General features: G+C 67.6%; 15 protein-coding genes and 1 tRNA gene. 7 read left to right on the plus strand and 9 right to left on the minus strand.

Annotated elements, in window-relative coordinates:
- Positions 1 to 301: 301 nt before the first annotated feature.
- From ABZ370_RS11670 to ABZ370_RS11695, 6 genes are all read right to left on the minus strand, one after another.
- Entirely contained in the window at positions 302 to 589 is a 288-nt protein-coding gene (locus ABZ370_RS11670) for a hypothetical protein (protein WP_358619232.1), read from the minus strand.
- 256 nt (positions 590 to 845) lie between these two features.
- The gene (locus ABZ370_RS11675; protein WP_358619233.1) at positions 846 to 1,892 is read right to left on the minus strand and encodes a transcriptional regulator; all 1,047 of its coding nucleotides are present in this window, start codon (positions 1,890 to 1,892) and stop codon (positions 846 to 848) included.
- 293 nt (positions 1,893 to 2,185) lie between these two features.
- Positions 2,186 to 3,907, minus strand: coding sequence for a mobilization protein (locus ABZ370_RS11680; RefSeq protein ID WP_358619234.1), 1,722 nt, complete (start codon positions 3,905 to 3,907; stop codon positions 2,186 to 2,188).
- Positions 3,904 to 4,545 (minus strand): plasmid mobilization relaxosome protein MobC, encoded by a 642-nt coding sequence (gene mobC, locus ABZ370_RS11685; protein WP_358619330.1) that lies wholly within the window; start codon positions 4,543 to 4,545, stop codon positions 3,904 to 3,906. Before mobC ends, ABZ370_RS11680 begins: the two co-directional genes overlap by 4 nt.
- A 139-nt stretch (positions 4,546 to 4,684) precedes the next feature.
- Positions 4,685 to 5,530: a DUF2637 domain-containing protein gene (locus tag ABZ370_RS11690; protein WP_358619235.1), complete on the minus strand. Its 846-nt coding sequence runs from the start codon at positions 5,528 to 5,530 to the stop codon at positions 4,685 to 4,687.
- A gap of 159 nt (positions 5,531 to 5,689) precedes the next feature.
- Entirely contained in the window at positions 5,690 to 6,883 is a 1,194-nt protein-coding gene (locus ABZ370_RS11695) for a DUF3631 domain-containing protein (RefSeq protein ID WP_358619237.1), read from the minus strand.
- A 261-nt stretch (positions 6,884 to 7,144) separates the two neighbouring features.
- Between ABZ370_RS11695 and ABZ370_RS11700 the strand changes: the two genes are divergently transcribed.
- From ABZ370_RS11700 to ABZ370_RS11715, 4 genes are all read left to right on the plus strand, one after another.
- A complete protein-coding gene (locus tag ABZ370_RS11700; RefSeq protein WP_358619239.1) occupies positions 7,145 to 7,702 on the plus strand; it encodes a helix-turn-helix transcriptional regulator in 558 nt (185 codons plus the stop codon).
- A gap of 191 nt (positions 7,703 to 7,893) precedes the next feature.
- Positions 7,894 to 8,106: an excisionase family DNA-binding protein gene (locus tag ABZ370_RS11705; RefSeq protein ID WP_358619241.1), complete on the plus strand. Its 213-nt coding sequence runs from the start codon at positions 7,894 to 7,896 to the stop codon at positions 8,104 to 8,106.
- Positions 8,106 to 9,254, plus strand: a complete 1,149-nt coding sequence (locus ABZ370_RS11710) for a site-specific integrase (protein WP_358619243.1) — start codon at positions 8,106 to 8,108, stop codon at positions 9,252 to 9,254. The genes ABZ370_RS11705 and ABZ370_RS11710 overlap by 1 nt, the downstream gene beginning before the upstream one ends.
- A gap of 153 nt (positions 9,255 to 9,407) precedes the next feature.
- Positions 9,408 to 14,411: a hypothetical protein gene (locus ABZ370_RS11715; RefSeq protein ID WP_358619245.1), complete on the plus strand. Its 5,004-nt coding sequence runs from the start codon at positions 9,408 to 9,410 to the stop codon at positions 14,409 to 14,411.
- Between the two features lie 392 nt (positions 14,412 to 14,803).
- On the opposite strand, the gene ABZ370_RS11720 is transcribed toward ABZ370_RS11715, so the two are convergent.
- Positions 14,804 to 14,877: transfer RNA gene (locus ABZ370_RS11720), tRNA-Gly, on the minus strand.
- Positions 14,878 to 15,426: 549 nt separating this feature from the next.
- Here ABZ370_RS11720 and dcd point away from each other — a divergent pair.
- The 3 genes from dcd (at position 15,427) to ABZ370_RS11735 (ending at position 17,209) form a co-directional block, all read left to right on the plus strand.
- Complete coding sequence (gene dcd, locus ABZ370_RS11725; RefSeq protein ID WP_358619246.1) at positions 15,427 to 16,020, plus strand: dCTP deaminase; 594 nt, start codon at positions 15,427 to 15,429, stop codon at positions 16,018 to 16,020.
- Positions 16,010 to 16,522, plus strand: a complete 513-nt coding sequence (locus ABZ370_RS11730) for a phosphoribosyltransferase (protein ID WP_358619248.1) — start codon at positions 16,010 to 16,012, stop codon at positions 16,520 to 16,522. Before dcd ends, ABZ370_RS11730 begins: the two co-directional genes overlap by 11 nt.
- A gap of 306 nt (positions 16,523 to 16,828) precedes the next feature.
- Positions 16,829 to 17,209: a hypothetical protein gene (locus ABZ370_RS11735; protein WP_358619250.1), complete on the plus strand. Its 381-nt coding sequence runs from the start codon at positions 16,829 to 16,831 to the stop codon at positions 17,207 to 17,209.
- 227 nt (positions 17,210 to 17,436) lie between these two features.
- On the opposite strand, the gene ABZ370_RS11740 is transcribed toward ABZ370_RS11735, so the two are convergent.
- Both ABZ370_RS11740 and ABZ370_RS11745 read right to left on the minus strand, forming a co-directional pair.
- Complete coding sequence (locus ABZ370_RS11740) at positions 17,437 to 18,435, minus strand: Yip1 family protein (protein ID WP_358619251.1); 999 nt, start codon at positions 18,433 to 18,435, stop codon at positions 17,437 to 17,439.
- A gap of 138 nt (positions 18,436 to 18,573) precedes the next feature.
- Entirely contained in the window at positions 18,574 to 20,076 is a 1,503-nt protein-coding gene (locus tag ABZ370_RS11745; RefSeq protein WP_358619252.1) for a VCBS repeat-containing protein, read from the minus strand.
- Between the last annotated feature and the right edge of the window lie 481 nt (positions 20,077 to 20,557).

Here is a 20,557-nt window from a genome sequence, read left to right on the forward strand (position 1 = left end):
GAGTGGTCGACGAATCATTTCGCTCACTGGTCGGAAACATCGAGAGGGTTGACCACGCAAACTCCGGAGTGACCGTCGACTCTCTCAAGCATACCTACGGGAGGAGGGTCAATAGATTCACCCCGGACACCACCGAGCACGCGGAGATAAGTCGCCTACTACAAGCTCTCGAATCGGTTACGACAGATTATGTCAGATTGTTGACGCTGCACGGCAGTAAGGGCCGAAAGACGCTTCTCTTGGCTGACGAATCTGGCACAAAGGTCCTCTACTGGTCCCCTATGTGGGTAAGCCAATAAGCTCAGCCGACTGCTCCCTCCGTTTCCCCGGGCGAAATCATGGAGCGGTACGCGGTGAGGATCGCACCGGCCTCGTCGGCCTTGATGCGCTCGATGGCCTCGGACAGACCCGTGCGCCCCTGTGGGGCGGAGAGGCCGGTGTTGTCCACGATGGTGGCCACGACGTCCCAGCCGTACATCTCGGCGTGCTCGATGCACTCCTGACGAGGCAAGGAGGGATCCGCGTTCGCGGCGGTGCACACGTAGACGATGACCTTGAAGCGCTCGACCCCCACGGTCGCGTCGGTCAATTCCCGCCTTCGCCAAAGTTGTTGTGACGTGAAGCGAGGTGACCGGTCAACAGGCGCCGTCGTGTGCGCGTTTCCAACCATGCGCCATATCGTGTCGGCGTGCTCACACGGGGTGAACAGACGGAGCGTACGACCCTCCAAGGTCGCATGGGCGTGACTCGTACGCTGCGTACGACTTAAACGATCAAGGGCACGCCGATAATCTCGCTGATCGCATGAACCTTCGACGTGGAGACCTTCGCCAGCCGCCTGCCGATCACCCCGGGGAGCGCCTGGTGCTTGACCCACTCCGGCGCGTCGAGCCCGACCTCGATGAGGGTGTCACCGGCCCTGTCGTAGAGCTTGGCTTCGACCTGGGCGAGCGCGACGTCCAGCTTGTAGCGGTTGCGCGCCAGCTTCGGCATGGACTTGGGGAGGGGGTCTCCTTTTCGAGCTTCAACGCCTGTCCGAAGTCCCCGAGCGCGACCCGGATGCCCACCGCTTCGGTGTTCGCCGCGGTCGGGCCGAAGTGGGTGCCGTAGAGCGACTTGTCGCGGCCCACGCGATAGGCCGCCGCGTGCGCCCGTGAGAGGTACTCGTTCGCCGCCGCTTCGCCCCTGCCCTTCTCGAAGCGCGAGGCTGCGACGGCCGCGGAGATCATCAAGCGACCGTAGGCCAGCAGCTCGGGGCCGGGTGCCTTGCTCAGCGGCGGTTCGATCCGGGCGGCGGCGCGCTCGGCCACCATCATCGCCCGCTCGACCTTCGCGTCCCGGAGGTAGGCCCACGAGAGAGTGGAGTCCAGGAGAGCCGACAGCGCCGGATCGCCCGCCTCCGCACTGAGGTGATGGGCGGAAGTGAGCGCGGCGAACGCGAGATCGCGCTGACCGAGCAGGATCGCGTTCGACGCGGCGGCCTGATAGGTGCTCGCGAGCAGGCGGCCGAGCTGTTCCCGCTCCCAGCCGGAGACCTGTACGTACCGGGCGCGTCCTTCTTTGAGGATCTTCGAGGTCAGATTGCTGAACTGCCCGTTCTCCCCCTGCCAGTACGCCTCGTAGGCCAGCCCGTGGGCGCGGGTCAGCTCATCCAGACTGCTCGGCTCCCCGATGCCCTGCCAGTCGCCGAGGGCACTCTCGTGCACGGCGTCCGCGAGCTGCCGCAGCGCCGCGCGGGCCTCCAGGCTCATGTCGTGGCGCGGTGCCTGCTGGCCGAGGATGACGGCGACGTCCGTACGCAGCCCCGCGGCGAGCTTGAGCAGGTAGCCAATGGACAGCTCACCCTTGTTCTGCTCGGCCTTCTGCACGGTGGCGACAGAGATGCCGGCCAAGTCGGCGAGCCGTGTCTGTGTAAGTTCCGCAGTACGGCGGAGGTACCTGATGCGCTCCCCCGTCGTGCGGCTGGCCCAGTCGCTCACGTTCACCCCAGCGGGTTCGGTCAGGCATGGTCGCGTATTCCGATGGTACGGCTCACGCCCAGCGGTGCGAGGGGCAAAGGGGACAGAAAGATCGAGCCCGACTCGGGCGGTTGACCCGACGGGCGACGACAGGTAGAGGACATGCACTCGGCTGTCGGCCCGGCGCTGGGTGCGCCGGGCCGATCGTGTCGCGGAGCCCCTCTCGCTCAGCGGCGATGCACGCGCGTCCGCTCAGCCGGGTCGCGAAGGTGGGGCGATGCCGAGCCCTGATTCAGTAGCTGTTGCCCTGACGGCACCTGCTGGACGCTACTGCGGGCTTGAGCCGCGAGGGCGCGAGCGCTGGGCGCCGGCCTTTCGGCGAGGCGGTGGACACGCCAGACCAGAACTTGGGCCGGGGAACGGGCGTCGTCGAGCGCACGCTCGTTGGCGGCTTGCTGGAGGATGCGCTCGGGGACGTGGCCGGAGTGCTCGGCATCTGTGAGGACGGTGGCGAGAGCGTCCCACGCAGGATCGCTGAGGACCTGCTCCGCGTGTGCGGGTACGACCTGGTGCAGCTGGTGGGCGAGCCGGTCGACCACCCGTTGGGGCGGTTTGCGTTGAGCGAGGGCGGCCAGGGGCGCTGCGGCGGCCTCTTCGTAGGCGGTGCGCAGGTGGAGCAGGGTCTGGTGGGCTGCGGCGACCTGCTGGTCGTGTTGGCGGAGCCGGTGCCATCGGACGGTGGCGGTGACGACCAGGAGGGCGACGTCGAGGAACATCGCGAGGCCGGACCCGTCTCCGGTGACGGGAGCGGTGCGCAGAGATCGGATAGCGCTGCGCAGGGCTCGGGCCTGGTCCTGATGGGCGCGGATGCGGGAGCGGGTTGCGCGTTCGAAGACGATCGCGGCTTGCTGGAGTTGGGGTCGGAGGTCCTTGGGAGCGAGGAGTGGCAGGGCGTCGAGGGCTTCGCCGAAGGCGGCGATGTTGGCCTGGGCGGTTGCGTCGTCGGATCGTGCGAGGCGGGTGGGGATGCGTTCGGCGGCTGCGGTGGCTTGGCGCCACGGGCTGGGACGATGGCGGTCTACCGGTGCCATCGTTGGGGTGTCGAGGTCGGTGAGGCGCTCGCGGATCTTGGGGAAGGACAGGTCGGGGGCGAGCTTGGAGCCGGAGTGCCAGATCGGGTCGCCTGCGGCGTTGGTGTCGCCTGCGAGGGCGACCTTGTAGCCGCGTATGTCGCCGGACGGGAAGTACTGGATGTCCACGTGCACGTTGTCGGTGCGGGCGAGGATGTCCAGGAATTCCTCGGGGCTGGTGGCGACGGAGACTGCGGTACGGACGGTGGAGCGCAGGCGCTCGCGGGCGGCCCGCGGGTGGCCGGTGCGGAGGGCCTTCTCCCGCTCGGCACGGGTGGGGCGTTTCGCCGCGGTGCGGTCGCCGCGTATGACCTGCTGGAGGCCGTAGTCCTTCTCGACGGCGGCCAGTTCTTTGTCGGCGGTGAGGTAGTCGTTCCAGTGGCGGGCGGTGCGCAGGTCGCCGCGGACCTTGGTGGCGGCGATGTGGATGTGGTCCTCCGCGTGGCGGACGGCCACCCAGCGACAGCCGTCCGGGTCGCCTTCGGGGGCGATTCCGGTGGCGGCCACGATGCGGCGGGCGATCGTCGCCCATTCGTCATCGCTGAGGAGCCGGTCCTCGGGGGAGGCGCGCAGGGAGCAGTGCCACACGTGCTGCTTCGGTGCTCGGCCGAGGCGCCCGGCCTGGTGGACGCGTAGGTCGAGGTCTTGGACGAGGAGTTTCCTGGTGGCGTTGAAGTCGTTGCTGCGGCCGGGGTCGGGGGCGAAGCCGTCCCAGGAGGCGACCAGGTGAGGGTCGGTGTGCTCGTTGGCTCGGCCGGGACCGTAGAGGTACCTGATCAGGCCGGCGGTGTCCTTGCCGCTGCTGATCTTCGCGATCATCCGACCGCTTTCGCGGAGACGGCGTGATTCATGACCGCCGCGATGTCCTGGATCGTCACGCGGACGGTGTCCAAGGTGCGCTCCGCCTGGGCCAGGACGTTGGTGTCCACAGGGTGTGAATCGCCTCCGGAGTTGAGGCGGAACGCGATCTGGTTGACGTTGTTGCCGATCGCGGCAACCTGCGCGCGCAGGTTGGCCAGCTCGTCGATCACGTCGTCGAACTGGGTGCGCTGGCCGGGGAGGCGGAGGTTGCCGTCGAGGTAGGCCATGACCAGGGCGCCGACGAGGTGGGCACTGGCGATCTCCATCTCCCGAGCCAGGGCGACGATCGCGCGCTTCTCGTCGACGCTGTAGCGGACATCGACACGCTCTTTGCGCTGGACGTCTTCGCGGGCGCGACGGCGGGCGACACGATGCACAGCGTCGTCGGCGCGGGCGACGGGCGCATGCTCGGGGGCGTCGGCGGGCTGTTCCTCCTCGGGCACCTCCTGGTGCCCGAGGTCCTCCGCCTCCCCCGGGGCGGAGGCATCCGCGTTGGACCGGCCCTTGGACGGTCCAACGCCATACCTTGCTGCGCTGGTTGCGGTGGTGGTCATCTCCTGCTGGCTGGTGGCGGGTTCGTGGTGCGGGTTGTGCATGGAGGCGTCTCCGTGGACGGGGTGGCGGGGGTTGATGTCGGGTGGACTCGTCACGGGCTGGATACCCGTCCCCGTGTTGACCTGCGCGGGGACGGGTGGGACGGGTCAGCGGCGTGCGGGACGAGTGCGGTCTTCGAGGTCAGTCGGCCTTGGCGCGGGCTGTGTCGAGTTCGCCTTGGAGGATGTGGGTGGCTTCGTCCAGGCGGGCTCGGCCGACGCTGTGTCCCTTGGCGCGGATCGCCGTTTCGACGGCGCGGCGTGAGATGCGGCCGTCGCGTCCCGGAGGAGCGGTGCGTCCGATGCCGACGAGTTCGTCGATGGTGGCGCTGGGCTGTCGGCCCTTGGGCTTGGCGAGCGGTTCCTCCGCCACGTCGTCGGCGTCTCCCGCCACATCCGTGGCGCTGGTCGCCAGCGCGGTCTCCAGGTGTTCCGGCTCGTCATCGGAGTGAGTGGGGTGTGGGCGTCCGGTGGGCTGGTGGTCGTGGCGGCTGGTGTCGATGTGGCGGTGCGTGGTGCTGTCCTCCTGGCGGTGCCGGGGGCTGGTGGTGTGGCGTTGGATGACGAGGTAGAGGTGGACGGCTCCGGCGAGGGCGAGTGGGGCGATGGCGGAGAGGGCGCCGACGGTGAGGTCGTCGAGGTGCAGCCCGGTGTGGCGGGTCTGCTGGTTGAGGCGGATGGCGTGCAGCGCGTTGGCCCAGATGCTGGTGGCGGTGGCCAGTCCCACGAGCGCCCATACGTACAGGCGGGAGCGCGAGGGGGCGGTGCGCAGGATGAGCAGGGCGCGGACACCGATGGCGATGAAGCCGTCGATCACGAGGGGAAACGCGTAGGTGAGCAGTCCGCGGATGTGGATGGCGACGGCCATCTGGCGAAGCGCATCGTAGGAGAGAGCGAAGCCGATCGCGCCGAGCAGGGCGATGCCGATGCGGATCGCACCGGTCCCGGACGTGGGAGCCGGGGCGGTGGTGGAGCTGAGGGAAGGCAAGCGGTGGCACTCCGGGAGGTGCGGTGACTCGTCCCACCCGTCGCATGCCTGGTCAGGGCAGGTACGGGTGGAACGGTGATGTCGGGTCGACCCGTTGCGGGCCCCACACCCGTCCCTACGCTGACCTGCGCGGGGACGGGTGGGACGAGTGGAGTCAGGTCAGGCGGCGGTGCCGTCGGAGGACCTGCTGGCCTCGGTGGGCCCGGGGGCTGGTGCGGGGCAGTAGCGGGCCCACGCGTCGAGGAACTGGGTGCGGGCGAAGCCCTTGGCCTGGGTGCCGCCGGGGAAGCGGTGGTTGGCCGAGCTGACGCCGTAGTCCTTCAGCAGCACCCGCAGGCTGCACGGGTTCAGCCCGTGTGGGCCGTATCCGGCCCAGGGGGCTTCGGTGTCCGCGTTGAGCTGCTCGATGAGGCGGCTCGTGCGCAGGATGGCGGGCTCGTCCTCGGCGGCGAAGACCCGGCGGATGTCGACCAGGATGCGGGTACGCAGTCCGGCGTTCTCGTCCTGCCCGGCCTCGTGGGCGGACATGGTCCGGCAGGCGGTGCGGGCGAGCGAAGGCCAGTCGCCTCCGGCGAGGTCGGCGACGATGACCAGGGGCTCCCAGGTGTCGGCCGCCCGGTCCTCGACGGGCATGTCCGGCTCCATGTCCATCGCCTTCGCGTGCAAGCGGCGGAGCCATGCGGTGAGGCGGTCGCGGATGGCGCGGAGGGCGGGCGTGTCACGGCCGGTGCGGAAGGCCGACACGCTTTCTCCGGCAGCTCGTCGGCGCATGCGAACGACCACCGACCGGTCCATGATCGTGTCGGGGAGGTCGCCGATACCGGCGAGCGCGGCCATCGCGAAGGTGGGGAAGGCCACGGGGGTGTGCTCGGGGCCGGTGACGCGCAGGGTAGGCCGGTTGCGCTGGTGTCCGGCGTTGAGCAGGCCGCGCAGATCCTCGTTGCGCTCGGCCGCCTTCTGGCTGCCGAACAGGGTGTCGGCCTCGTCCACCAGCAAGGTGGGCGGGTTCTTCTCGGTGATGGACCGGAAGATCGCCGCAGGGCTGGCGTTGACCGTGATCAACGGGGCGCGGACGGTCTCGGTCACCACGTCCAGCAGCCGCGACTTGCCGCACCGCTTGGCCGGACCGACCACGGCCAGGCGCGGGGCGTGCTGCCACGCAGTCTGCAGATGCGTGGCCGCCACCCACAAGGTCACTGCGGTGAGGGCTTCCTCGCTGGGCGGCACGACGAACCGCTTGATCTGCGCCCGCAGATCGCGCAGCACCTCCTCGCCCGCGGGCGGTGAGGTTGGAACGTCGGTGGGGTCGCCGGGCGGGGTGAGGGATGGCGTGTTCGGCTGGGCGTCGTCCATACTGGGCGTCGAGCTCCTCTGCTTGCGGGCCATATGGGACGGCAATCCCGGCCTCGCAGGTTGATCGCTAGGGATGGCGGTTGAGAGGTTTGCGCTTCAGCCCCCCGGCAGTCGCCGGGGGGCTTTGCGTTGTGGCGTGTGGGTCGGGTCGTGCTCCTGGTGTGTGGTGCGGGGGTACCACCAGCATGCCACATGAATTGCGATTCGCAGAAGTGTTCTGCATCTCGCAGAAGTCATGTTACTGTTGATGAGTCCTTGCGAATGGCAGGGGCTTGCTACGCATGGAAGGAGGTGGCTGTGGTTGACGACGACGCTCCGCAGGGGGTCCTGCTCAGCGGCGAGGAGAACGTGGCGGTACGGATCAAGCTGGAGCGCGAGGCGCGCGGCTGGAGTACCAACGCCCTGTCCGACCGCCTGAACGAGGCCGGCTTCGAGATGAACCCGTCCGGGGTCTGGCGCATCGAGAACCGCAAGCGCCGCATCAACCTCGACGAGGCCATCGGGTTCGCCGAGGTCTTCGGCCTCGACCTGCGCAACCTCGTCGGCCCCCCGAAGCTCGCGGCCAAGGCCCGCGCCATGGAACTCATCAACGCGGTCGTCGACACGTTCCGTGAGACGCAGCGCGCCAACGCCGACCACACCCGCGCCCGCGACGCCCTCGACGCCTACCTCACGGAACACCCTGAGATCCGCGAGGAGGCCGACGTGGCGGTCTCTCACGCCATCGCCGAGGCCAGCGCCACCCACTTGATGGAGACCTACGGACCTCCGCAGGGCGGCCCCCCGGACGCCGGAAGCGGATCCAGCGGCGAGGCATAGCCCGTCGCCCCCATCCCGCCCTGGGCTCGCAAACCCCCAGGACGGGAGTCACACCACATCCCTCACGATCGACCGGCAGGCCGGTGTTGCCGCACCTACGCCTGCCAGAAGCGGACTTCACCCTTTGCGCCCACCGGCGATACCCCATGCCTCCACGCGGATTCCGAGCGCCGCTAAGGAGGTGATCATGCATGGCTGAACGCCTCCTCACCGTGGAAGAGACCGCCGAGCGGCTCGGCACCGGCGTGCGCTTCGTGCGGCGGCTCATCGCCGAGCGACGTATCCGCTACGTCAAGATGGGCAAGCCCGTCCGCATCCCCGAGAGCGTTCTCGACGAGTACGTCCAGGCCCACACCGTCGCGTCCCGCCGCGATATGCGTTCGCGCTACAGGAGGGCGGCTTGATGGCGGGACGCAAGCCGCAGCGGCGGCGTGAGTTCGGCACGGTGCGTCAACTGCCCTCGGGCCGATGGCAGGCCCGGTACTGGGCGCCGGACGGGGCCCGGCGGAAGGCGCCGGAGACCTTCGACACCAAGACCGACGCGCAGACCTGGCTCACGCTGACCCAGGCCGACATCGAGCGCAATCACTGGGTCGATCCGGACGTCGGAGCCGTGAACTTCGAGGCGTACGCGCTGAAGTGGGTGGAGGAGCGCGGCCTCTCCGCGACCACGGATGAGCTGTACCGCAGGCTCCTGCGGCTGCACGTCCTGCCCGCCTTCGGCGACATGGATCTGGACGAGATCACGCCGCCTGGTGTCCGGAGCTGGCGAGCCGAGCGGCTCAAGGTGACGGGTGCGACGACGGTCGCCAAGTCCTACCGGTTGCTCAAGGCCATCCTGGAGACCGCGGCCGACGACGAGTTGATCCGGCGAAACCCCTGCCGGATCAAGGGCGCTGGCACCGAGAAGGCCAAGGAACGGCCGACCGCGACCGTCGAGCAGATCGACGTGCTGGCCGATGCCATGGGCCCGAGGTGGCGGCTGATGGTGTACTTCGGCGCCTACGGCCCCATGCGCCCGGAGGAGCAGGCGGCTCTCCGGCGCTCCGACGTCACGCTCGACCCCCTCGCGGTACGGGTGCGGGAAGCGGCTCCTGAGCTGACCACCGGCCGCCGGGTTGAGGGCGACACGAAGTCGGACGCCGGTGTGCGCACCATCTACCTCCCCGGCTTCCTCTACATCGAGGTGAAGCGGCACCTCGACTGGTTCGCCGAGAAGGAGCCCGACGGCCTGCTGTTCGTCGGCGAGAAGGGCGCCCCGTTCCGGCGCTCCTCCTTCGGCCGGAAGTGGCGAAGGGCCCGAGCCAAGGCTGGCCTGTCGGAGGACTTCCGCTTCTACGACGTCCGCCACACCGGCCACAGCCTGTCCACCCAGTCTGGGGCAACGCTCAAGGACACGATGGTGCGGGCCGGGCAGTCGTCGGAGAAGGCCGCGTTGATCTACCAGCACTCCGACGACGAGCGGCAGCAGGAGGTCGCGGAGGGCATCGATGCCATGGTTCGGCAGCGGCGTAGTCAAACCGTAGAGCGGGAGTCTGCGGCCGAAGCGTAAGCATGCAGCAGTGAGGTGGGCGCGCTTCTGTTGGCGCGCCCGCTCCTGCTTCTTTCAAACCGCCGGGAGGGAATGAGATCTTGCCTTGGCGGCTGCCCAGGAATCGCTGGCGCACCCGCTTCCGGTGACGGTTACCCGCCATATGCTGTGTAGATGGTGGGCCGAGATGAATCGGAGCAAGGGGCCAACCCGTACTCGACGGGTGGCGGCGGCACCGTACTGGAGCATCGCTTCGGCGCCGTCCTGCTGGCGCACCTTCTTCTATCTGATCCGGTGCCAGCACTGGGCGATGACGTAATGCCTGTGGCGGTGCGGTTTCAGGACAGCGCCTTCAGCCCTGTAGATGACCTCGTTGTGGTGGGCGGCACAGCGGATGGTGGGGAGCGGCGTCTGTCGATCGGTGTACGTCGCGCCCCGAAATTCACGACCAGCGACGACGCCACAGGGGACCTACTGGTGTCCTACATACGGGTCGTCACCGATCACTGGGACCAGGTACGGGCAGGCCGTTGGCGGCTCGCGCTGGCAGTTGCCAGCCCGAATCCGGCCGTGCAACAGGTGCGCGAGCTGGCTGCAATCGCCCAAGGGCAGCCCAGCGAGGCAGCGTTCCGTGCCGAATTGGAGCATGCGCGTCGCACGAACAGTGCAACTCGTACGCGGCTGACCCATCTGGATGCACTGATCGCTCAGGCAGCGAACAGCCAGAAGGTGAGCACGGAGGTGTCCGACTCCGAACTGACCTGGCGGGTTCTGCATGCGCTGTGGTTGTGGGAGCTCAGGTTGGAGGGCATCGACGTATCCGACCGAACAGGGATCGTGGGACGTTTGCGAAGCGTCGTCCCCGATTCATCGGTGACAGGTGCTGACGCACTCTTCGAAGAGCTTGAGAGGCTTTCCCGCAGATACGGCCCAGCAGCGGCCTCTGTCACCGAAAGCATGCTTCGCCAGCATCTTTCAGGGACAGCGATTAGCCGTTCCCCTTCCCATGCTCCTGCGTGGCGTGCTCTCGATGCCCTCTCGGAGACGGCCGAAAATCTCGTGCGGTTCTGTTTGACGGGCTCTGGTAACAATCTTGAGTTGGAGCGGGCGAGAGCTGGGGAGGCTTTGGCCGCCGAGATGAAGATCGCAGCATCCCATGCGACTGGCCTGGTGGTCACTGGCGAACCGGATGCTGGCAAGTCGGCACTCGTCTTGCGTACCGCACGGCGACTGCGACTCGACGGAGCAGCGATCACCCTTCTGAACTTGCGAGAAGTGCCTGCATCGCTGGTGGAAATCGAGGCGTTGCTCGGTGCTCGAATTGCGGCGGTGCTGGGTGCCTCTGCTGTAGGGACTGGTCGCCTCTTGGCTGTCGATGGTGCGGAGTCCGTCCTGGAAGGTCGTGCTCCCCTGCTGTCCGACCTCGCCCGAGCGGCCATGACTGTCGGACTAGGGGTGGTGGCGGTCACTCGCACCGATGGCTCTGGAGTAGTCCTTGACGTTCTTAATCAGGCTGCGCAGAACGTTGATCGTGCCAGCCCGGTCGGTGAGGACGTCGTCCGCGCGCATGAGGTGTCCCGACTGACCGCGGCGGAGATCGAGCAGTCAATCGAAGTCTTCCCACAGCTGAGGCGCTGGGCCAGCGACCAGCGGACCGCCTGGCTGCTCGGCAGACCCGGCCTGGTTGAGATGCTGCTCCGGGCTGGCCCCGAGGTGACAGCTCCCGAGAAAGCAGCCTCGGAGGCCGACCTGTTTGCCGCTGTCTGGCATCACCTAGTGCGCCGAGGTGGGGTGATGGCGCAGGGAGCGCCTCCTCCTGACACGCGTGACCAGGCTCTTCGGGCGCTGGCGCGGCGAGAACTGTTGCCGCGGGATCAATCTGTGCCCCCGGATGCGCTGGCGCTGCCATCGCTGCGTTCTGATGGGCTTCTGGCTCCGCTCAGTGCGACCAGTGCCTGGAATCCGTCCGACCGATTCGCCAGTGATCTCGTACGGGATATGGCAGTCGTGAGTTTGTTCATCACGGACGGTTTCGAACTTCTAGCTGCTGCTGAGGCACCGCGCTGGGCCTTGCGTGCCGCACGCGTCGCTTGTCAGGCCGACCTCCTCAACTCCGCCGATATGCGGCGATCATTGCAACGCCTCCGTGCCGTCTTCGACCAGATCGCAATCGACCACGGTGAGCGATGGTCGGATGTGCCGTGGGAGGCAGTGCTCACGCTGGGCACCGCCCGGGAAGCCCTCGGCAGGACATGGCCTGAGCTGCAGACCGACCGGCAGACCGGCCTACGTACAGCGTTTCGTCTAGCCATGCAGCGGTACGCGACCAATGAGGTCGGTGACCCGGTGGTACTCGGACCGTTGGTTGAAATGACCTTCTGTCGCGACCACAACGCCGATTCCGCTGCAACTTTCCCGACTAGCCATGACATAAATCGCTCGGTCCGTGACCTGGTGCTGGCCTGGTTGCGGGGGCTAGTGCTGGCCGACAGAAGAGAGGCAGTAGCGCTTCGACAGACCGTACGTGATCGCATTCTCAGCGCGGAACCAAAGCTTTGGGATGAGTTCGCGATGGAAGCTCTGTCGATGCTTGGGCCGGATTTCGATGAGCGGGTTGAACATTTCCTCAGGGACATCGCCAACAGGAAGGCTGCACACCTCAACGTTGTTGTGGAGCGCTTGTGGCCCGTGGTGATGATGGCTAGGCATCAACCGGACGTCCTCTTGACCTTGACAGAGTCGTACTACATCGAACGGCGCGACACTGAAGGGGACAACTGGCCTCGATCTTACTTGTTTGACGACGGCATCCGGAGTCATCGCGGCGGCGTTGGACCCCTTGGCCGGATGGCTGGCTGGCACTACGGCCCTTTCTGGCAGCTGCTGAATGTCCGGATGGTGCCGACGTTGGCGTTGATCAATCGGATGCTCGACCATGCCGCGTCCATACGTGTCGGGTATCGCCATGACCTGACCCAGGTACCCGAGGATGAGCTTCTCGGAGTGGATCTGGATCTACCGGGACTGGGCGTCCGGCACTGTACCGGGGACGGGAGCGTCTGGGCCTGGTATCGAGGTTCGTCGGTCGGTCCGTACCCGTGCATGAGCGCGCTACTGGCGGTGGAGCGCCTGGTTGAACAACTTGTCGCCATCGCCGGCCTTCCGCTGCATCAGGTTGTGCAGTTGCTGATGCGCGAGTGCAATAACCTGGCTATGCCTGGCCTGGTACTCGGATTCCTCGTGCGGCATCTGGAGCACGCAGGCCATCTGTTGGATCAGTGGATGCGCAACCCCGACGTGTGGCATCTGGAGTTCGCACGAGTCGCAGGTGAAGGAGCACTGCACGTTCAGGGTCCGGACGACACCGAACTCGTTGGCCGGTCACGCCGCCGGAGCAATCTGCGCGATGTCGCCGCCGCACTCACTATCCGGGCGGTCCTCGCTGCGGACCAGACCCGACTCGACGAACTTGCCGCCATTGGCGATGAACTGGTGCGTCGTGCTGAAGAACTCGTTGCTGGCTCGGCAGGAGGTGAGGAAGCAGATTGGTTTCTTACCTCGGTGCAGGGATGGGCGTCGACGTTCCTACCTGAGAACTATCACTCGGAATCTGACGAGTTGGGCAACTTGGCTGTGCAGTATGAGCATCCGGAGCCGCTGGCGACCCGCATGCGGCCCGAGGCCGAGAGGTTTGCCCGCAACAGCCAGGCATTGCGTTTGTTGAACACCTACGCGAAGACTGACGATCGCGTTGCATCGGTGGACACTCTGTTGGCCGACGTAGCCCTTGCCCGGTCGTTCGGAGCCGATGAGCCCGACGCCACCCTCAACCCGTTGGACCCGATTGCCGCGATCGCCGCGGCCGCCGCCGTCGCTCATTCCCACGGATACATCTACGTGCCTGTTGACGACTTGCGCTGGGCAGCGGAAGTTTTGATCAGGGCGATCAGCGAACCGAGCCGGGCCGAGTATGTCGCCTCCTCCTTCTACTCGATCGGCGCCGATCGTTCCGCAGCGGTCGGCTTGCCGGCCCTTTTGGCCATTGGGACAGACGTCCCCGAACTCGACCGATCGGCGATCATTGAGGTCCTGGAACGCTGTACAGCCAACCGCTTCTACGAGGTCCGAATCGCGTTCGCACTGGCGGTCGGCCGTACCTGGGCCGCGCCCTGCGACAGGACCCTCCAGACAGGCGAGTGCCACCACCAAGCGCTACTCAATGCTGTGCGAGCGGGGCTAAGGGACTGCTGCCTCGGTGACTGGGATCCTGTCACAGGGCGACGCGGCCGTCCCCGGCTCGATGGCCCCTACGAGCGGACGCTGCCCCAGGTGGAGACAGATCGGCTCTACCTCACTTCCCTCATTCCGCCACTGATCGCGGTCGCTTCTGCGTCTCGTAGTGAAGCCTGTGTGGCAGGCCAGGCCAGTGGACTTGTCGACGTCCTTCTCGACGCCCACGCCCGCGCTACCGACCACTGGGCGAGGGAGGGGTACGAGAACCGACATAGCGAGCCGGGTGCGCGCGTGATCGTCGACCTCGCCGTCAGAGGCAACGCTGAGCCGCTGAAGGCGTACGTGCAACGGTTCGCATCCAACGGCCGCGCCTTGCACGACCTCCTGCAAGATTTTGCCGTGCTCTTCACCTATGACGATGACCTCCGACCGTCCCTGCCAAGTATTTGGGCAGTCGCGATGGAGTGCGCCTTGGACGCCATAGATGATGGGGCGGAACTGCGCACCGATCACCACTGGGGCGACTACGCCTTGGGGGCGCTGCTGCCCGCCCCCTCGATCCGCGTCAGCGACACCGACATCGACGCGACCCTGGCCCGTGCTAGAGCAGGCTGGCTACATCCCGGCTCCATCGCGCATCTCGTAGACCGCTGGATACCGATTGCCTGCCAGGAACCGAAGGCTGTCGACGCGCTCGCGCAACTCGGGAAGTGCGCTTCACTTGAGTGGCAGCGCGACACAGGGTTGACCTGGGCCGAACGATTGGTCGCTGGCGCCTACAGCGCCATTGCCAACCACTGCTTCTACTTCGTCGACTGGCTTGAGGAAGTCCACACTCACGATGGCATGTTGCCGGATCACATCATGCGATGGCGACGCATCGTCGACGGACTGGCAGCCGCAGGGGACCACCGGGCAGCCAGACTGCAACGTATCGAGGAATGATCTTCGTCGTTGACCGCCTCGTGGATCTACCACCACTCTGACGCCGAGGCGCAACGCCAGGTCGCGGAGAACATCGGCGCGAGGGGTGCGTCAGCAGCGCAGTTGGCCTGTGGCAACAGGAAGACACCCACAGCTTGCGGTGGTGCGGTGAGACGTCCCGGTGCTTGCCGTTTCGCGATCGCGATGAAGTGCGGAAAGTCATCTCAGCGGCGCAGGTCACTAAAAGTGCGTCTCTGAATGTGAGACGAACCGTCGCCGCGCCACCCAGGAGTGGCGCGGCGGCCTCATTTGGGTGGCTGTTCTTGTCGAGTTAGGGCACGTGGAGGGCACGGCGACCTCTGAGAGGTCTAGACAACAAAGAAGCCCCGGGCCGCTGGCCTGGGGCTTTGCTATGGAGCGGGTGACGAGAATCGAACTCGCGCTCTGAGCTTGGGAAGCTCATGTTCTACCATTAAACTACACCCGCGAGGAGGCGACGATACTCTCGGTGCCGCATCGTCGCTCACTTTACCCCATGGCTGACCCCCAGTGCATTCGCTGTGGGGTTTTCGCGCTTTTCGGGGGGAGTTCGGGGTGCGGTGGCAGGGGGTGGAGTGGGGGAAGGCGCTGTGGGGGTGCGGGAGTTGGGGCGTACCGTGGGGGTGCGGAGTGCCGCTTGGAGCGGTGTGCGGTTGATCCCCTAATGTGGCTTTTGTCGCCAGGGAAGCCACTCGTTCACGTTATGGGGAAGGGACTCAATGGAGCGCACCGTCGTCCGTTGTGCCGAAGGGCATGTGTTCAGCACCGCTTCGTTCCCGATGCGGCACCTTACGGTCGACCGCATCGGTCCCGGGCGGCTGCTGCGGTGTCCGCGTTGCGCCAGGCTCCGGCATGCGGTGCCGGTGGCGCGCGAGGAGCTGTAGCGGCGGGTAGTCGCGGGTAGTTGCGGTAGTCGAACGAAGATCGTGGGCGCGGCCCGGTCCCCTGGGGCCGGGCCCGCGCCATGAGGTGGGGGTGGTTTGCGTATCCTCGTTCCGTGCTTCTCTCAGACAAGGACATCCGGACGGAGATCGACGCCGGACGGGTGCGAATCGATCCGTATGACCCGGCGATGGTGCAGCCGTCGAGCATCGACGTCAGGTTGGACCGGTTCTTCCGGGTCTTCGAGAACCATCGCTATCCACATATCGATCCGGCGGTGGAGCAGCCGGATCTGACGCGGCTGGTGGAGCCGGAGGGGGATGAGGCGTTCATCCTGCACCCGGGGGAGTTCGTGCTCGCCTCCACGTACGAGGTGGTCACGCTGCCGGTGGACCTTGCCTCGCGGCTGGAGGGGAAGTCGAGCCTGGGGCGGCTGGGGCTGCTGACGCATTCGACGGCCGGTTTCATCGACCCGGGGTTCTCGGGGCATGTGACGCTGGAGCTCTCGAACGTGGCGACGCTGCCGATAAAGCTGTGGCCGGGGATGAAGATCGGGCAGCTGTGCCTGTTCCGGCTGACCTCGCCCGCGGAGCATCCGTACGGCTCGGCGCGGTACGGGTCGCGCTACCAGGGGCAGCGTGGACCGACGCCGTCGCGTTCGTTCCAGAACTTCCACCGGACGAAGGGTGTGAGCACCGGTGGCGAGTGAGGAGCGGGAGAACCTTTCGTACGAGCTGTTCGGCGCGGCCGTCCGCGAGCTGGCGCAGACCATCGCGGACGACGGGTACGAGCCGGACATCGTGCTGTCCATAGCCCGCGGCGGGGTCTTCGTCGCGGGCGGGCTGGCGTACGCGCTGGACTGCAAGAACATCCACCTGGTGAATGTGGAGTTCTACACGGGCGTGGGGACCACCCTCGACATGCCGGTGATGCTCGCGCCCATGCCCAACGTGATCGACTTCTCCGACAAGAAGGTGCTGATCGCGGACGACGTCGCGGACACCGGCAAGACGCTGAAGCTGGTCCGCGATTTCTGCCTCGGGACCGTCGCCGAGGTGCGCAGCGCCGTGATCTACGAGAAGTCGCAGTCGCTCGTGAAATGCGAGTACGTGTGGAAGCGCACCGAGCAGTGGATCAACTTCCCCTGGAGCGTCCTGCCCGTGGTGCGGAAGTCCGGTGAACCGGTCACTCCGTCCAGGGAAGCTCTCTGACCTGTCGCTTCACGGCGTGGGGCTTCAAAACGGCTGATCAGCCGTGCTCGTGGTGACCGCCCATGATCAGCGGTTCAAGCCTCGATACCCCAAGCCGCCGAGCCGCTTTCCTTGGCGTCCGTGTTTTGGCCAAACGGCGCTTTGTTGACTGAAAAGCACTTCTTGACATGGACGCAACGCCGGGATTAGATCATGTCTCTTCCGGGTCATTGGATCTATTGTCTGGTATTTCCAGAAATACCCCCATGGGCCGGTTTGCTGTCCATGAAGGGGAGACACGTGTTGCGAACGAAGACACTTCCGGTAATGACGGCGATCGCTGCTGCCGCCCTCGTGGGAATCGCCGCGAGCCCCGCCAGTGCCGGCACTGGCCAGCTCTTCGCGGTTCAGATAAACAACTTCCAGGACTGGGGCAACTTCGAGCAGGACCCCTACCAGGACATACCCGGTGACTCCATCAGAGCCTGCGACTTCACAGCCGACGGCTGGGGAGTGACGGCGTACCTCGATTCCAACCACAACGGTGTATTCGACCGTACCGCCACGACGAGCGGGCATGCCTCGGATTACTGCAGCGGATGGGCGTCGGGCAATATCGCCGAAGGCGCCACGGTGACCCTGAAGGTATGTAACACAAAATCTGGCTATGCCCCGAAGAACTGCAAGCAAGAGGACTTCACCGCCTAGTCACACGGATTGCGATCCGCGCGGCTGACCGTGTTCCGTCCTTGCCGGGTTCTTTCGCCCTTTGTGGTGCATCGGCGCCCGTCGGAGCACCACGCTGTGCGCGGCACCCTGATCCCTGGGTCAGGGTGCCTGCACTCAGGCAGGTTCTCGACGCGTAAGACCCGTAGGGCGCGTACGTAGGACGCGTAAGACGTGAACGAGACGAGGGGCCCGGGTGGGCCCCTCGACTACAGGGTTCCCAGCTTCAGCAGCGACAGCAGCGCGATCAGCTGGATCGCCGACGCGCCCAGCGCCTTCTGCCACGGCAGGTCGTGCGACTTGCTCACCATGGACGTGAACAGCGCGCCCGCCGCCAGCCAGGTCGCCCAGCCCAGCACCTGCACCAGGGAGCTGTCGCCGCCCAGGAAGAGCGCGAACAGCAGCCGGGGCGCGTCCGTGATCGACATGATCAGCATCGAGAGGCCGATGGTCGGTCCCCAGGTGCCGTCGCCGCCGAGCTGACGGGCGAGGGTGTGGGTGACCGCACCGAGCACCAGGGCGCTGATCACGACGGCGACGCCCGCGCTGAGAATCCACGGGATGCTGTTGGCCATCGGGGCCTTGAGGACGTCCGCACGGGCGTCGTCGAAGCCGAAGACCGCCAGCAGGCCGTAGACGAATGTCACGATGAGGGCCGGGACCCACACCGTGTAGTCGCGCATCTGCCAGAAGGTGGCCGCCGGGCGCAGCACGATGCCGCTGAGCAGCTGCTTCCAGTGCAGCCGGGGGCCGGCGGGCGGGACGGTGGAGGAGCCGGCGCGGTAGGTGCTGCCGTCGTCGTACGAACCGGGGCCCTGGCCGTACGGGTCGTACGCGTCGGGCGCCTCGCCCACGCTGAACGACTGCGTATGGCCCGCGTTGTTGTCGGCGAACGAACCGGGGCCGCCGCCGGAACCCGGTCCGCCCGGACCGGGGCCGCCCGGGCCCGGTCTGTACCCGCCTCCCTGGCCGCCCTGCCCATAGCCCTGGCCCGGTCCGCCGCCGGGGCCGCCTCCCGGCCCGTAGCGCGGGTCCTGGCCGCCGAAGTACTCCGGCTCTCCCTGTGAAGCGGGCTGCTGCCACTGCGGCTGCGTCCGGCCGTACGGGTCCTGCGATCCGTGCGCCGGCTGCTGCGGTCGCTGCTGCTGCTGCCCTTGTTGCGCGGAGTGGGAGTCCCGTCCGCGTCCGATCCTGAATCCAGCCACCATTCGAACGTACCCGGTCGCGAGGGGCGGGGTGCCGGAGCGGCGGGACAGGCCCGGCTTTGCTGCCGAGCTGTGACATCCCTTAGGGGGACCCTGGGGGGTTTACCCCCCGCCGGGACTGCGGCTGGTGGTAGGGAACCGCTAACGCGCCGCCGCGAAGGGCCTGCTGGAGAAGGTGATCTTGTCTGAGACGCCGTTCGTGATCCACCAGCGCTCGGGCCCTTCGCCGTACAGGGAGAAGGCGATGCCGGGGCCCCAGGCGAGCACGATCTCGTCCTTGCCGTCGTGATCGTAGTCCGCTGCGCCGTAGAGCCGGGCGGCGCGCTCGTCGGGGCGTACGGCCTCGCCGTCCACCCGGGCCGGGACGGTGCGGGTGAGGGTGCGGCGGGTGACGGCGGTACGCCCGGGGCGCGGGGCCAGCAGCCGGGCGCCGCCGGAGCCGAGCGGGACGGCCAGTTCGTCGGCGCCGTCGCCGTCGGTGTCGGCGGCCATCATCGTGCCCGACATGCCCGGCACCGGGAGGGAGGGCGAGGAGCGCGCGTAGCGGCCGGTGGCGGTTCCGTAGTAGACGCTCACCGTGCGGCCGATGTCGGGCTTCTCCGTCGCGTCGCCGCCCTCGTCGGCGCGGGTGCCGCTGGCGCCGACCGCGACGTCCCGGCGGCCGTCCCCGTCGAAGTCGCCGAAGGTGATCGAGTTGCCCTCGCGGAGGGTGCGTCCGGTGTGACGCAGCCCCCGCGGGCCCGCGGTCAGCAGGGTGGAGCCGGACTGGGTGGCGGCGCTGATCCCGTGCACGACCAGGTCGGTGGGGCGGTCGCCGCTGATGCGGTCGGCGACGAGGTCGCCGATCTCGGCGTGCCCGCCGTGGAACGGGTTGCGGTACGGCACGGTCCTGGCGGCCCGGCCGGCGCGGCTGAACGGCCCGTAGAGGACGAGGAACGAGCGGCGGTCCGCGCGGACCACGGCCAGGTCGTGGTGGCCGTCGCCGTTGAAGTCGCCGACGGCCGGGCGCTGCGGATCGACGGAGTCGGTGGGGCCGGTCAGCTGGACGCGGGCGGCGGAGCGGGCGTGCGGCGGGCCGCCCGCGCTGCCCCAGGCGATGTACGGGGCGGTCCGGACCGTGGCGCGGGTGCGCTTGGCCTCGGCGGCGCTCAGCCGCTCGCCGCCGGTGGTGGTCACGTCGGCGTAGCCGTCGCCGTCGAGATCGGCGGTGGCCACCTCGGTCGCGCCCGCGACGGCGACGTCGTCGGCGGGCAGACCCAGGTCGGCCCGCCGGAGGACGGTGCGGGTGGTGGGGTGGAGGCCGTCGTCCGAGCCGTGGACGAACGCGATCCGGCTGGGCAGGCCCCGCTTGCGGGGCGGGACCGGAAGCTGGAGGTCCGGGTAGCCGTCGCCGTTGACGTCGTCGGGCAGCCTGCTGCCCTTGCCGCGCGGGACGGGGGCGGTCGCGGCCCCGGACGCGGACGCCCCGGAGGCGGCCTTGCCGGACGCCGCGCCCCGGTCCCGTGGCCCGTCGGCGGAGGCACCCGCCTCGCATCCGGTCAGCAGCGCGAGCACACCGGCCCAGACCGCGCAGGTGGCGAGGGCGCCGCGGCCGGTGCGGGCGGCGCGGCCGGAGGGTGGCGTGGGGGGAGGCGCGGGCGTCATCGGTCACCCCTAACCCATGCGGCACGGTCGCGGCAAGCCGGACGGCGAAACCGGAGGGCGACTCGGACGCGAATCAGGGCGGTGAATCCGGACGGCGACTCGGGCGGCGACGCGGGCGGCGAATCCGGGCGGCGACTCGGAGGGCACCCCGGGCGGCGACTCGAACGGCGCTCGCGGCGCGGTCGAGGGGCGCGGCGGAGCGGGACCTTGCGGAGGTTCCGGGAGTGATCAGTCCGCTTGACTGTAAAGATGACCTTTGGAGCACAAGGGCCGTCCAGGACATTTACCTACCCCTGGGTGGGGCATGATCCTGTAGGAATCCACAACCTTGTTGTGAGAAGGGATACTTCACGGCCAGGATCAGTACATGTTCGAAGCGGGCGAGCGGGGGCAGCCATGTGCGTATCGCACGATGCGTCAGTGACGGGTGAGGCACCGAGACCCACGGAGGGTGCGAGCGGGGTGTAGTCGCGATGTCGGA

The organism is Streptomyces sp. NPDC005962, assembly GCF_040629205.1.
Classification (GTDB): Bacteria; Actinomycetota; Actinomycetes; order Streptomycetales; family Streptomycetaceae; genus Streptomyces.

Excerpts from the sequence above, each read along its gene's own strand:
- ABZ370_RS11745 (WP_358619252.1), bottom strand. The coding sequence starts at position 20,076 with ATGACGCCCGCGCCTCCCCCCACGCCACCCTCCGGCCGCGCCGCCCGC.
- ABZ370_RS11715 (WP_358619245.1), top strand. The coding sequence starts at position 9,408 with ATGGTGGGCCGAGATGAATCGGAGCAAGGGGCCAACCCGTACTCGACG.
- ABZ370_RS11735 (WP_358619250.1), top strand. The coding sequence starts at position 16,829 with ATGACGGCGATCGCTGCTGCCGCCCTCGTGGGAATCGCCGCGAGCCCC.
- ABZ370_RS11705 (WP_358619241.1), top strand. The coding sequence starts at position 7,894 with ATGGCTGAACGCCTCCTCACCGTGGAAGAGACCGCCGAGCGGCTCGGC.
- ABZ370_RS11740 (WP_358619251.1), bottom strand. The coding sequence starts at position 18,435 with ATGGTGGCTGGATTCAGGATCGGACGCGGACGGGACTCCCACTCCGCG.
- ABZ370_RS11695 (WP_358619237.1), bottom strand. The coding sequence starts at position 6,883 with ATGGACGACGCCCAGCCGAACACGCCATCCCTCACCCCGCCCGGCGAC.
- mobC (WP_358619330.1), bottom strand. The coding sequence starts at position 4,545 with ATGCACAACCCGCACCACGAACCCGCCACCAGCCAGCAGGAGATGACC.
- ABZ370_RS11710 (WP_358619243.1), top strand. The coding sequence starts at position 8,106 with ATGGCGGGACGCAAGCCGCAGCGGCGGCGTGAGTTCGGCACGGTGCGT.
- ABZ370_RS11680 (WP_358619234.1), bottom strand. The coding sequence starts at position 3,907 with ATGATCGCGAAGATCAGCAGCGGCAAGGACACCGCCGGCCTGATCAGG.
- ABZ370_RS11700 (WP_358619239.1), top strand. The coding sequence starts at position 7,145 with ATGGCAGGGGCTTGCTACGCATGGAAGGAGGTGGCTGTGGTTGACGAC.